Source organism: Streptosporangium sp. NPDC000509 (genome assembly GCF_042898365.1).
GTDB lineage: Bacteria > Actinomycetota > Actinomycetes > Streptosporangiales > Streptosporangiaceae > Streptosporangium.
Genome location: NZ_JBIAYX010000002.1, coordinates 80,277 through 92,387, shown reverse-complemented (window position 1 = coordinate 92,387; position 12,111 = coordinate 80,277). Strand labels below are relative to the sequence as shown.

At 70.5% G+C, this 12,111-nt stretch carries 11 protein-coding genes and 2 tRNA genes; 10 read left to right on the top strand and 3 right to left on the bottom strand.

The features are described from left to right. Positions 1-37: 37 nt before the first annotated feature. The gene (locus tag ACFY3D_RS03860; protein ID WP_389974534.1) at positions 38-445 is read right to left on the bottom strand and encodes a YciI family protein; all 408 of its coding nucleotides are present in this window, start codon (positions 443-445) and stop codon (positions 38-40) included. Between the two features lie 264 nt (positions 446-709). Here ACFY3D_RS03860 and ACFY3D_RS03855 point away from each other — a divergent pair, with 264 nt between their 5' ends. Further along, positions 710-1,768, top strand: a complete 1,059-nt coding sequence (locus ACFY3D_RS03855) for an LLM class flavin-dependent oxidoreductase (RefSeq protein ID WP_350942872.1) — start codon at positions 710-712, stop codon at positions 1,766-1,768. A 192-nt stretch (positions 1,769-1,960) separates the two neighbouring features. Here ACFY3D_RS03855 and ACFY3D_RS03850 read toward each other — a convergent pair whose 3' ends face one another. After that, positions 1,961-2,272: a hypothetical protein gene (locus ACFY3D_RS03850; protein WP_350942873.1), complete on the bottom strand. Its 312-nt coding sequence runs from the start codon at positions 2,270-2,272 to the stop codon at positions 1,961-1,963. Between the two features lie 103 nt (positions 2,273-2,375). Here ACFY3D_RS03850 and ACFY3D_RS03845 point away from each other — a divergent pair, with 103 nt between their 5' ends. Beyond that, complete coding sequence (locus ACFY3D_RS03845) at positions 2,376-5,813, top strand: BTAD domain-containing putative transcriptional regulator (RefSeq protein WP_389974531.1); 3,438 nt, start codon at positions 2,376-2,378, stop codon at positions 5,811-5,813. Positions 5,814-5,909: 96 nt separating this feature from the next. Here the strand turns inward: ACFY3D_RS03845 and ACFY3D_RS03840 are convergent, their stop codons facing one another. Continuing rightward, on the bottom strand, positions 5,910-6,551 hold the full coding sequence (locus tag ACFY3D_RS03840) for a hemerythrin domain-containing protein (protein WP_389974528.1): 642 nt from the start codon (positions 6,549-6,551) through the stop codon (positions 5,910-5,912). A 276-nt stretch (positions 6,552-6,827) separates the two neighbouring features. On the opposite strand from ACFY3D_RS03840, the gene ACFY3D_RS03835 reads away from it, so the two are divergent. The 8 genes from ACFY3D_RS03835 (at position 6,828) to ACFY3D_RS03800 (ending at position 12,104) form a co-directional block, all read left to right on the top strand. After that, positions 6,828-6,900: transfer RNA gene (locus ACFY3D_RS03835), tRNA-Thr, on the top strand. 210 nt (positions 6,901-7,110) lie between these two features. Beyond that, a tRNA-Met gene (locus ACFY3D_RS03830) sits at positions 7,111-7,184 on the top strand. Positions 7,185-7,263: 79 nt separating this feature from the next. Then, complete coding sequence (gene rpmG, locus ACFY3D_RS03825; RefSeq protein ID WP_030921771.1) at positions 7,264-7,428, top strand: 50S ribosomal protein L33; 165 nt, start codon at positions 7,264-7,266, stop codon at positions 7,426-7,428. Positions 7,429-7,752: 324 nt separating this feature from the next. Continuing rightward, positions 7,753-8,199 carry a MaoC family dehydratase N-terminal domain-containing protein gene (locus ACFY3D_RS03820; RefSeq protein ID WP_350942876.1) on the top strand — a complete coding sequence of 149 codons (447 nt, stop codon included), beginning with the start codon at positions 7,753-7,755 and terminating at the stop codon, positions 8,197-8,199. Between the two features lies 1 nt (position 8,200). Continuing rightward, positions 8,201-8,629: a MaoC family dehydratase gene (locus ACFY3D_RS03815; protein ID WP_350942877.1), complete on the top strand. Its 429-nt coding sequence runs from the start codon at positions 8,201-8,203 to the stop codon at positions 8,627-8,629. 288 nt (positions 8,630-8,917) lie between these two features. Continuing rightward, a complete protein-coding gene (locus tag ACFY3D_RS03810; RefSeq protein ID WP_389974525.1) occupies positions 8,918-10,192 on the top strand; it encodes a hypothetical protein in 1,275 nt (424 codons plus the stop codon). A gap of 41 nt (positions 10,193-10,233) precedes the next feature. Continuing rightward, the gene (locus tag ACFY3D_RS03805) at positions 10,234-11,271 is read left to right on the top strand and encodes a UDP-N-acetylmuramate dehydrogenase (protein WP_389974522.1); all 1,038 of its coding nucleotides are present in this window, start codon (positions 10,234-10,236) and stop codon (positions 11,269-11,271) included. A 263-nt stretch (positions 11,272-11,534) separates the two neighbouring features. Next, a complete protein-coding gene (locus tag ACFY3D_RS03800) occupies positions 11,535-12,104 on the top strand; it encodes a TMEM165/GDT1 family protein (protein ID WP_350942880.1) in 570 nt (189 codons plus the stop codon). Positions 12,105-12,111 lie beyond the last annotated feature (7 nt).

The window sequence follows — 12,111 nt, the reverse complement described above, 5'->3', positions numbered from 1 at the left end:
GTGGTCGCGGTCCTCCGGGGACCGGGCCGTTCAGCGGTCACAGTTCCTCGGAGGGAGCGGCCGACATCACCTGGCGCAGCTCTATCGGCATGTTCAGCGGCCGGCCGCCGGGGCCGGGGGCCGCCGAGATGTGCGCGGCGAGGTCGATCGCCCGCTCGGGGCTCTCGCAGTCGACGATCCAGTAGCCGATCAGGAACTCCTTCGTCTCGGGGAAGGGGCCGTCCGTGACGACGGCCGCGCCGCCCTCCCCGGCCCGTACGATCTTGGCCTGGTCGGGGGCCGCGAGTCCCTGGGCGTCCACGAACTCCCCGGACTCGACGAGCTTGCCGTTCGTGTCGTGCATGAACTGGATGTGGGCCTGGAGGTCCCCGACGGGCCAGGTGTCGATCGGCGGCACCGCGTCCTTCATCTGCCCGCTGAACTGCATCAAAATCATGTACTTCATGCCATCGCTCCTCACGTTCGAGCGTCCTCCTCGACGCTCTCACCCACAGGTAGAAGCAGGCGGCCGTGTTCTCGACATTCTGGCCGACATTCGGCGAAAAAAAGTTCCCGCCACGGCGCCGGAGGGTGAAGTGCCAGGTCAGGGGTGGGGCGGGGGGTGCCGGAATTCTCGCCCCGGTGCCGTGGTTTCGTCTACTGCCCGTGCCGGTGAGAGCCTTGAGAGGCTGTTGAGAGGCGGTTGGGAAACCGTTGGGAAAGAGGGAGCATGGTCGCACCGCTTGAGTTCGCGATCGACACGTTCGGCGACGTCACCGCCGACGCGGACGGAAACCGGCTGCCGTACGCGCAGGTGATCCGCAACGTCGTCGAGGAGGCGGTGCTCGCCGACAGCGTGGGGATCGACGCCATCGGCGTCGGGGAGCACCACCGGGACGACTTCGCGATCTCGGCACCGGAGATCGTGCTGGCGACGATCGCCGGCCGCACCGAACGCATCCGCCTCGGCACCGCGGTGACCGTGCTCAGCTCGGACGACCCGGTACGGGTCTTCGAGAAGTTCGCGACCCTGGACGCGGTGTCCCAGGGCCGCGCGGAGATCATTCTCGGCCGCGGCTCGTTCACGGAGTCGTTTCCGCTGTTCGGTTTCGACCTGGCCCAGTACGAGGAGTTGTTCGAGGAGAAGCTCGACCTGCTCTCCCATCTCCTGGAGGAGGGCCCCGTCACGTGGCAGGGCCGGCTCCGTGCCGGGCTGAAGGACCAGCACGTGTATCCGAAGACGGAGTCCGGCCGGCTGCGCACCTGGATCGGCGTCGGCGGCAGCCCCCAGTCCGTGGTGCGCGCGGCGAGTTACCGGATGCCGCTCATGCTCGCGATCATCGGCGGTGCGCCGGCGCGTTTCGCGCCGTACGTCGACCTGTACCACCGCGCCCTCGCCCAGTTGGAGGTCGAGCGGTTGCCGGTCGGGGTGCACTCGCCGGGTCACATCGCCGAGACCGACCGGCAGGCCCGCGAAGAACTCTGGCCGCACTATCGGGCGTTGCACGACCGCATCGGCCGTGAGCGCGGCTGGGGTCCCACGTCCCGGGACGGTTTCGAGACGGAGGCCGACGAGGGTTCGCTCTACGTCGGATCACCCGAGACGGTGGCCGCGAAGATCGCGAAGACCGTGAGCACGCTCGGCGTGAACCGCTTCGAGCTCAAGTACAGCTCGGGGACGCTCGGGCACGAGAAGCTGATGAACTCGATCCGCCTCTACGGCGAGGAGGTCGTGCCGCGGGTGAGGGGGCTTCTGGCCAAGACCTCGGCGACGGCCCCGGCCGGGTGAGCCGAGGGGCGTGCGAGGGCTTTCCGGCCGGGATCCTGGTCAGGGTTCCGGCCGGGTGAGCCGAGAGGTGTACGAGGGGCTTCCGGCCGGGAACCGGGCGACGGCCCCGGCCGGGTGAGTCGTGCGAGGGGCTTTCCGGCCGAAGACTCGGTCACGCTTCCGGGCGGGTGAGCCGGGTCACCGCGAGGGAACTCATCCGCCGATCGCGGCCCACAGGGTGTCGAACTCCTGCGAGGTCAGGGCGTTCAGGCCGAAGTCGCCGGGATAGATCGGCCCTTCGGCCAGGAAACCGTGCTCGTCCTCGATGTGGCGCCATGAGTACGTGCGGGCGATGCCGTCCGAGCCGAGCTCGGCGTGTCTCACCGGCCAGTACTCCCCGCCGCTGTCGATGACGGTCTCGAACAGCCACACGTGGCCGTCGCCGTCCACCCCGTGCCAGTACAGGTGTGGCCGGTCGCTCTCGTCGAGCGCCCGGATCGTTTCCCTGCGGCGATCCTGCGACATCGTGCTCCCCGGTGTTCGTCAGAAGTTTGGGCGTTCGTCGAAGGCGAGGAAGAACTCAGGGCTTGCCAGAAGCAGCCGAAGGGCGCATACCCTGCCTTTTGTTATGTTGCGTGTTCTTGGTCCGCTCCAGGCGGAGATCAACGGCCGTACGGTGGACCTCGGCACCTCCCGGCAGCGGGCCGTGGTGGCCAGGCTCGTCGCGGCGGGCGGGCACGTGGTCTCCACCGATCGTTTCATCGATGACCTGTGGCGCGGGCAACCGCCGCCGAAGGCGCTGGCCGCCCTCCAGGTCTACGTGTCCAACCTGCGGCGGGTGCTCGAACCCGGCCGGCTGCCGCGCACACCCGCCACGGTGCTGGTCAGCGCCGTACCCGGCTACCGTCTGCGGCTGGATTCCGAGCAGGTGGACGCCTGGCTCTTCCCCCGGCTGGTCGAGGCCGCCGGGACCGCGCTCGCCGAGAGGGACGGGGCACGGGCACTGGAGACGGTGGACCGGGCACTCGGGTTGTGGCAGGGACCCGCGTACGGGGAGTTCGCCGACGACGAGTGGGCCGAGCCCGAGGCCGCGCGGCTCGAAGAGCTGCGGCTCGTCGCCGTGGAACACAGGGCGGAGGCACTGCTGGCGCTCGGCCGCAACGCGGAGGTCGAGCTTGAGCGGCACGTCCGCGCCCACCCGCTCAGGGAGAACGCGGTACGGCTGCTCGCCCTCGCCTACTACCGGGCAGGGCGGCAGGCCGACGCCCTGGGCGCGATCAGGAGGGCACGCGAGACCCTCGCCGACGAGCTGGGAATCGACCCGGGCCCCGCGCTGCGCGCGCTGGAGGCCGACATCCTGGCCCACGCCGACTCCCTGAACCGGGTGGAGGCGCCCGTCCGGGTACGGACGCCGCTCTCGGACGCCGCGGGGAACGGGGGGAGGAAGCCGGATCAGGGAGGTCGGGGACGGCCGGGGCCGGACCGGATGGGGCGTGATCGCGGCCCGAACCACGACCGGGGTCGGGAGCTCGACCGAGGTCGGGACGGGGACAAGGGCCAGGAGCACGACAGGGACAGGGACACGGGCCGTGACAGGGGAGAAGGTCGTGCTCTCGACGTCCCCGAGGCCCTCGACGACCCCGGTTCCGGTCTTGTGGGCCGTACCGAGGAACTGGCGGCGTTGGAAACGGTCGCGCGCCAGGGCGGTGTGCGCACGGTGTGGCTGGGCGGTGATCCGGGAGCGGGTAAGAGCACCCTGGCCACCGCGTTCGCCCGGCGGCTCGCGGAGCGCGGCTGGCTGACCGCGACCGGGCAGTGCCCGGAGACCGACGGTGGGGCGCCGCCCGCGTGGGCGTGGAGCGAGGTGCTGCGCGCCCTGGCCGTGGAACGGCCGCCGGAGGGTGATCTGGCGGTCCGGCTGGCACCGCTGCTGGACGACGACGCCCCGCCCGCGGGACCGTTCCTGCTGGCCCGCGCGGTGGGCGACTACCTCTCCCGGGTCGTCGGGCGCGGCACCCGGCTGCTGGTGGTCATGGAGGACGTGCACCGGGCCGACAGCGAGACGCTCCAGCTTCTGCGTCACCTCGCCACGGGGGGCGCGGAGGCGGACATCATGATCGTCGCGACCTACCGGCCCACCGAGGCCGTCGAGCACCTGGGGGCGACCTGGGCGGCCCTGGCCGGGCGTGACACCCACCGGATCGACCTGGGTGGGCTCGGCGACGAGGACGTGGCACTGCTGCTGCGTGAGCGCTCGGGGCGGGAGGTGGACGCGGTGACCGCCCGGACCGTGGCCGAGCGGACCGGCGGCAACCCGCTGTTCGTCTGCGAGACCGCGCGGCTGATCACCACGGACGGTACCTCGGCCGCCCGCGCGCTGCCGCCGGGCGTGCGCGACCTGATCCGTCGCAGGATCGCCAGACTGCCCGCGACGGCCCAGCGGATCCTGCGGGACGCGGCCGTCGTCGGGAGGGACGTCGATGTCGACGTGCTGCTCACCCTGGAGGGCGCCGAGGAGGACACCGCCCTCGAAGCGCTGGAGGCGGGCGTGGTGACCGGGCTGCTCACCGAACCCGCCCCCGGACGGGTGCGCTTCGCCCATGTGCTCGTCAGGGAGACCCTGTACGAGGACACGCCGGTACTGCGCCGTACCCGGCTGCACGGCAGAGTCGTCGGCGCGCTGGAGCGGGTCAGGCCGGGGGAGGTCACCGCGCTGGGCCATCACGCGCTCGCCGCGGCCACCCCGGGCTCGGCGGGGCGGGCGGTGCCCTACGCCAGGGCGGCGGCCGAGCAGGCGAGGGGGATGCACTCCTATCGGGAGGCGGGGGCGTTCTACCGGGGAGCGCTGGAACACGTCGACGACGACGCGCTCCGGCTCGACCTGCTCTGCTCGCTGGTGGCCGTACAGGCGCACGAGGGCGACGTACTGGCCGCCAGGGAGAACCGCGAGCGGGCCGTCGCCCTCGCGCGGCGGCTGGGCAGCGGCCTGAACCGGGCGTTGACCGCGTACGACGCGCCGGTGACCTGGTCGATCCAGCCGGGCCGTTACGTGGACCAGCCGCTCGTCGACGCGCTGGTGGCGGCGCTGGACGGCGCCGACGACGAGACCCGCTGCCGGCTGCTGGCCACGCTCGTCTTCGAGCTGGAGGGGCACGACGACGAGCGCTGCCGGGCCTACAGCGCCGAGGCGGTCGAGATCGCCAGGCGCCTGGGGCGTACGGACCTCGTCTGCCTGGCGCTCAACGCCCGTTACTTCGTGCTGCTGACCCCCGGCCGCCGCGACGAGCTGGAGGTCGTGGCCCGTGAGCTGGTCGAGCTCGGCGACCGCGCGGGGCTGCCCGGGTACGCGATGCAGGGACACCATGCCCTGTTCATGGTCAGCCTGGGCCGCTGCGACCTCGCCGCCGCCAGGCACCACGCGGACCGCGCCCTGGAGCACTCCACCACCGGCCAGCTCGGTCTCGCGCTGGGCGTGCTGTCCATGCTCGACACGCTGATCCTGCTGATCAAGGGTGACTTCGAGGGCGCGGAGCGGTCCTATCTGGCCATCGCCGAACGCATGAGAGCCGCCGGAGGGGCGAACGCCCACATCATGGGGCCCATCGGCCGGTTCGTGACCCGGCTGGCGGGTGGTCTGCCGCAGGACATCTCCGAGCTGCTGGCGTTGCACGAGCTCGTCCCGGAAGGGCTCTCGGACATCCTGGTCAGGGCGCTGATCGCCGAGGGGCGCCTGGCCGAGGCGCGGACGTACTGGCAGGCCGATCAGGAGCCCCGCCTGGACTACTACTGGCTCCTCTGGCAGGGCCTGCGCGGGGAGAACGCGATCGCGCTGGGCGACCGGCGGGCGGCCGAGCACTGCTACGAGGTCCTGCTGCCCTGGGACGGCGAGCCGGCCGGCATGCACTCGGGATCGATCACCCTCGGGCCGGTCGCCCAGATCCTGGGCGACCTGGCCGTCCTCCTCGGCCGGGACGCGACCGCACACTACGAGCGGGCGGTGGCCGTCGCGGAGCGGATCGGATCACCGCACTGGGCGCGCAGGGCCGCCGAGGCGCTTGGGCGGTGAGAACCCGGATCGAGGGGGCGCGCTGAAGGGCCGGGACGAGGAGACGCGGCGAGGATCCGTCTCGAGGAGACGCCGAGGACGCGGTGAGGATCCCGTTCAGGAGACGGCGAGGGGGCCGAAGATCAGCCGCTGCCGCCGCCGGTGGCCCCGCCGGAACAGGGAGAGCATCACCGTCAGCGGGGGACCGGCGAGCTTGCGCAGCCGGGCCATCTCGTCGGGTTCGGCGTACTGCTCCATCCTCGGCAGGTCGATCCTGACGTTTCCGCCCTTGCGGACCTCCGTCTCGACCCGGTGCCAGTCGGCGACGGACACGTACTTCCTGATGATCGGGAAAAGCAGCCGCTCCTCCTCCGTGATGTGCTCGTCGAGCATGTCGGCGAGCCGGGTGAGGGACTTGGCGAGCGCGGAGGCGTCGCCGGTCGAGGCGAACGCGGCGGCCTGGCCGTCGATCTCGGCCAGCAGCGGGTCGAGGTCGGCGTGGTCGTCGCTCAGGTCGCGCAGGTCCACCTCGGCTCCGGCGGACCGTTCGAGGACGGGCCAGAGCACCTTGTCCTCCATCGTGTGGTGGTGGTGGATGCCCCGGTTCAGCGTGGTGATGAAATCGGCGATGGCGCGGGCACGGGTCTGGTCGGCCGACTGCAGGCCCTCGGCCAGCTGGGTGGCGAGCGTGGCCAGGCGGCGGACGTCACCGCGCATCGCGCGGTGGGTGATCTGGAATCCCAGAAGTTCCGGGGTCATGTCGAGGGCTCCTCGGTCGGTGCGGGCTGCTTACCCGACCACGATGCGACGGTTCTCTTATGGGCTACTTGGTGGTCACTTGGTGGCGAACCACGGCCTTCCGGCACGCCCGTTTCCCTCGCGCACCCAGGCGGGATTCGAGGGGGCGGGCCGAAGATCGGGCGGGGTCCGTCGCGGGGAGCGTGTGGTGGTCCGGGCGGACCTCTATTGATTTCGCATCCCGCTGCGGAGCCGTGTATGGTTACACCTGTCCGCAAGCGAGAGCGACACGGACAGGCCCCTTTAGCTCAGTCGGCAGAGCGTCTCCATGGTAAGGAGAAGGTCTACGGTTCGATTCCGTAAAGGGGCTCAACAGCCTAAAAGCCCTAACCTCTCGGTTAGGGCTTTCGGCTTGGTTGGCCTTAAACAAGCAAAGGCGAGCCAGAAAATACTCAAGGTTCCTGACACGCGAGCGGGCATACTGGGGCAACCCAGAAGAGGTCGCCCTGACCTGCACAAGTACGCAGGCACTCTGCGGGTCGGGTATCCTTGTGGGGTCGGTCGATTTCGTCGGCCTCAAGGCGGAGTAGCTCAGCCAGGCAGAGCAAACGGCTCATAATCGTTGTGTCGCCGGTTCAAGTCCGGCCTCCGCTACTACCCACAGGGGCTTCTCCCACCAGAGAAGTCCTGTCGTGGGTTGTCCACTGTCCAGAACGTAGAAAGGCACTCCCAAGTGGCTGCCACCGACGTTAGGCCGAAGATCACGCTGGCCTGCCAGGAGTGCAAGCACCGCAACTACATCACGCGGAAGAACCGGCGTAACGACCCGGATCGGCTTGAGCTGAAGAAGTACTGCCCCAACTGCAAGACGCACCAGGCGCACCGCGAGACTCGCTAGTCTGCGCGAAGCCTTCCGCCGTGGGCGGGAGATGAGTGCTTCATCGGCACGCACACACTCCACGAAAACCGGCGTCCTCCAATGAGGCGCCGGTTTGTCGTATCCGTACAGTTTTCTCGCGCGGGCGTTGACCGTGGAAGAGAACCTGCGGGAGGGCGAGCCGGGCTAGGTTTGCTGGTGGCACACTTCCAGATGGCCGGCCGAGGTCCAGGCGGGTCCGGGCGGGGTCCGGGGGCACGCTTTGGAATCTTGTTCTGTTAGTGTCTCGCTTCCACTCCGGTCTACGGACCGGTCTCGTCGCGTCGGTATCCGCAAAGGAGCACGATGGCTCTGAACCGTGACTTCGTCGGGCGGGCGTCCGCGCCCTCCTCGCCGTACGAGGTCAGTCGCGTGAAGATCAAAGAGTTCGCGACGGCGATCGGGGACGACAACCCGATCTACCGGGACAGGGAGGCGGCCCAGGCCGCCGGGCACCCCGACGTGATCGCGCCGCCGACCTTCCCCATCGTGTTCAGCCTGGTCGGAGGGACGATCCTGACCGACCCCGAGCTCGGCCTGAACCTCGCCATGGTGGTCCACGGCGAGCAGCGCTTCGAGTACCGGCGGCCGATCCACGCCGGAGACGAGCTGGTGAGCGTCTCCACCGTGACCGACATCCGCAGCGTCGGCCGCAACGAGCTGATCACCGTCAAGAGCGACGTCAGCACCGTCGACGGTGAGCCCGTGTGCACGACCTACAACACCATCGTCGAGCGTGGAGGGGCGGGCTGACATGGCCGCGACGGTCAAGTACGACGAGGTCGAGACGGGTCAGCAGATCCCGCCCGCCGAATACACGGTGCGCCGCGCCAGCCTGGTGATGTACGCCGGGGCCTCGGGCGACTTCAACCCCATCCACTGGAACGAGCGCTTCGCCAAGACCGTCGGGCTCCCCGACGTCATCGCGCACGGCATGTTCACCATGGCGCAGGGCGGCCGGTTCGTCACCGACTGGGCGGGCGACCCCGGCGCGGTCGTCGACTACGGGGTGCGCTTCTCCTCCATGGTGGTCGTCCCCGACGACGAGCAGGGTGCCGTCATCACGGTGAGCGGGCTCATCGAGGAGAAGCTCGAGGACAAGCGCGTGGTGGTCGCCCTGACCGCGAAGTCCAACGACTCCCGGGTCCTTTCCAAGGCCCGCGCGGTGGTCCAGCTGTCGTAGGTGCCCCGTCACGGGCGCGGTCCCGCCCTGCATGGCATGGCATGGCCTGGCCGGTCTCATACGGCGCGGCTCCGCCCGGGATTCACCGGATGCGGTCCGCGCCGGTTCGGGACGCGGTTCATCGGCTCGTGACGGTTCGGCTCGTGATCCACGAGCACGGATCGTGTTTCACCGGCAGAGTCCGTGTTTCACCGGCGGAGTCCGTGGTTCACGGGAACGGCCCGTGGTTCACGGCATGCTCCTGGGCAGGGGCCGAATCTTCTTCCTGTCTCGGGGTAGCTCCCCAGCATGAGCGAAGTACCTCCTAACGTGACCGGCCTCGCCGAGCGGCGGGCCAAGGCGCGAGCCGAGCGGGACCACGCCACCGCCGACGCGCTCCGTGACGAGATCAGAAGCGAGGGCTGGCTCGTCCGGGACACCGCCGACGGCTTCGAGCTCATCCCCTCTCCTTCCTTCGAGGTGTGGCCCACGGTGAGTGCCCTGCCCGAGGGGGCGGCGCGGGACGGTTCGGCCGGGGAGCCGGACGCCGCCACGACCGAGGGACGGGTCGACGCCGGGGATGGCGGGGACGCCGAGGACGTCAAGGACGCCGCGGGGCGGGAAGACTCCGCGGATCCGGGGCGGGTCGCCGAGGCCGCCGACCCCGGACGCGACCCCGGCCGACTCGGCGACCTGGACGCCGAGCGGGTCGCCGAGACCGAGGCGGCGCCCCAGCAGAGGCCCGAGGGCTCGGAGCTGGTCGGCCGGACCGACGATCTCGACGGCCACCCCGAGCGGATGGTCTTCTCCCAGCTGCTGTGGGACGCCAGCCTGTCGATCTCCCGGCTCGACGAGTCGATCGCTCCGCCGGCCGACGCCGAGGAGCCACCGGAGGCGCGGCCGACGGTGACCGTCGCGCTGCTCGTCGACGGCCACCCCGACGAGCTTCGCGAGTGCGTACGCGCCCTGGTCGCCCGTACGGAGGCGAGGATCCTCGCCCTCGACCTGGGAAACGTGGACGGCGCGGGAGAGGTCCTGGAGGAGCTGGCCGAAGAGTTTCCCCGCAGGGTGGAGTCCTGGCACGTGGCCGAGTCGCCGCACTGGAGGGGAGGCTCCGCGGGATGGGGTGAGAGCAGGGACAAGCTGTTGCGTCTCGACACCTCGGACGTGCACGTCGTGATGGACACCTCCGTGATCCTGGAGGGCGACGCCGTCGCCCCGCTGGTCAAGGCGCTGGACGACGATGTGACCGCGGCCGGGTGGAAGGGCGTGAACCCCCGCGAGGACGACAAGGAGTGGCTGGAGGCCGAGCCGGGCGAGGTCCGGGGGTTGCTCGGCCACCTGTTCGCGATCAGGCGTGACACCGCGCTCGCCGCCGGGGGGTTCCCCGCCGACGCCCGCTACTACCGCAACGCCGACCTGGAGTTCTCGCTCAAGCTGCCCGGCACGCTCGTCGCCCTGGGAAAGGATCTCCCGGTCCGTCAGGAACGGCACCGCCGCGACGACGGCGCGGACCCCGAATATCGCGACAGGGAGTCCCGGCGGACCTATGACCGGGTGCTGAAGCTGCTGCGCTCCCCGTAGGCTGGTCGCGGATTTCGGCCGGGTGGCGGGTGGGGAAGCGCATGACGGAGCGGGTGGCGGGGGTACGGCTGGCGCCGTACACGACGCTGGGGCTGGGGGGACCGGCCGGGGCGTTCGTGGAGGCGGGGTCGTCCGAGGAGATCGTCGAGCTGGTGGCGGCGGCCGACAGGGCGGGCGAGCCGGTGCTCGTGCTGGGGGGCGGCAGCAATCTGGTCGTCTCCGACGCGGGCTTCGACGGCCTGGTCGTGCGCGTCGCCTCCCGGGGGGTCGAGATCGAGGGGGATCTGGTCACCGCGCAGGCGGGCGAGGACTGGGACGCCCTGGTCGAGCGCGCGGTGCGGGAGGACCGGTCGGGTGTGGAGTGCCTTTCCGGCATTCCCGGGCTGGTCGGGTCCACGCCGATCCAGAACGTCGGAGCCTACGGGCAGGACGTCTCCCAGACGATCACCGCCGTCCGCGTCTACGACCGCCGGGCCGGTGAGGTGCGGGACCTGACCGCGCGGGAGTGCGGGTTCGCCTACCGGCACAGCGCGTTCAAGGATGATCTGGGGCGATACGTCGTGCTCGCGGTCACCTACGAGCTGGCCGGGGACGCGCTGTCCGGCCCGGTCGCCTACCGGGAGCTGGCCTCCCGGCTCGGCGTCGCCCTGGGCGAGCGTGTGCCGCTCGCCCAGGCCCGTGCGGCGGTGCTGGAGCTGCGCGCGGGCAAGGGCATGGTCCTGGACGCCGCCGACCCCGACACCCGCAGCGCGGGGTCGTTCTTCACCAACCCGGTCCTCGCCGCGGCGCAGGCCGCCGAGCTTGAGTCGCGGACGCCGGGGTTTCCCCGCTGGGACATGCCGGACGGGGCGGTCAAGGTCCCGGCGGCGTGGTTGATCGAGAACGCCGGGTTCCCGAAGGGCTACCGGCGCGGCCCGGCCCGCATCTCCACCAAGCACACCCTCGCCATGACGAATCCGGAGCTGACGGCTTCGACGGAGGAGCTCCTCGACCTCGCCCGGGAGGTGCGGGACGGCGTCCTGGAGAAGTTCGGCGTCACCCTGGTCAACGAGCCCGTGATGGTCGGCACCCGGCTCTGAGGTGGGAATGGGCATCCGACTTCTGCTGCTATGGTCTGATGGAAAGACCCGAAGGGGAGTAGTCCCAATCGCGTGATCGACATGCTGGCGCCTGAGGCGCCCGGTTGCGCGGGCCTCGGATCCGGCCGGTTCGGCTTGGCTTCGTGGCGGACGAGACCTTCGGCCTGGCAGGCATTAACTGGATGCCGCCGGGCCGAAGACGTGCCCGAAACTCCCCGGGTATCCCCTTCCGCCCGGCTGCGTACGCGGGAAGGGCACCTTCGTTGGAAGCGTTCTGGATCAGTCTTGCTGTGATCTTCGTGGCCGAACTCGGCGACAAGAGCCAGCTCATGGCGATGACCTTCGCCACCCGGTTCAAGCCGTGGCCGGTCCTCGCCGGAATCACCCTGGCCACCGCGGTGGTCCACCTGTTCAGCGTCGCCCTGGGCGGGCTGGTCGGCGACTTTCTCCCCACCACGGCGATCACGATCATCGCGGGCATCGCCTTCCTGGGCTTCGCGCTGTGGACGCTGCGCGGGGACGAGCTGACCGACGAGGAGTCGCAGAAGGCGCAGCGCACCACCCGGTCGGCGATCATCGCCGTGACCGTCGCCTTCTTCCTCGCCGAGTTGGGGGACAAGACGATGCTCGCGACCATCACCCTCGCCACCCAGTACGGCTGGTTCGGCACCTGGATCGGCTCGACGGTGGGCATGGTCGCCGCGGACGCCCTCGCCATCGTGGTCGGCCGGATGCTCGGCAAGCACCTGCCGGAGAAGATCATCCGGTACGGCGCCGCCGCGGCCTTCGCCGTCTTCGGTGTGATCCTGCTGCTCGAACCGCTGTTCGCCTGATCGGGGC

Coding starts and splice junctions, on each gene's coding strand:
- ACFY3D_RS03820 (WP_350942876.1), top strand. CDS start 7,753: ATGGCTCTGAACCGTGACTTCGTCGGGCGGGCGTCCGCGCCCTCCTCG.
- ACFY3D_RS03840 (WP_389974528.1), bottom strand. CDS start 6,551: ATGACCCCGGAACTTCTGGGATTCCAGATCACCCACCGCGCGATGCGC.
- ACFY3D_RS03860 (WP_389974534.1), bottom strand. CDS start 445: ATGAAGTACATGATTTTGATGCAGTTCAGCGGGCAGATGAAGGACGCG.
- ACFY3D_RS03850 (WP_350942873.1), bottom strand. CDS start 2,272: ATGTCGCAGGATCGCCGCAGGGAAACGATCCGGGCGCTCGACGAGAGC.
- ACFY3D_RS03855 (WP_350942872.1), top strand. CDS start 710: ATGGTCGCACCGCTTGAGTTCGCGATCGACACGTTCGGCGACGTCACC.
- ACFY3D_RS03815 (WP_350942877.1), top strand. CDS start 8,201: ATGGCCGCGACGGTCAAGTACGACGAGGTCGAGACGGGTCAGCAGATC.
- ACFY3D_RS03805 (WP_389974522.1), top strand. CDS start 10,234: ATGACGGAGCGGGTGGCGGGGGTACGGCTGGCGCCGTACACGACGCTG.
- ACFY3D_RS03845 (WP_389974531.1), top strand. CDS start 2,376: ATGTTGCGTGTTCTTGGTCCGCTCCAGGCGGAGATCAACGGCCGTACG.
- ACFY3D_RS03810 (WP_389974525.1), top strand. CDS start 8,918: ATGAGCGAAGTACCTCCTAACGTGACCGGCCTCGCCGAGCGGCGGGCC.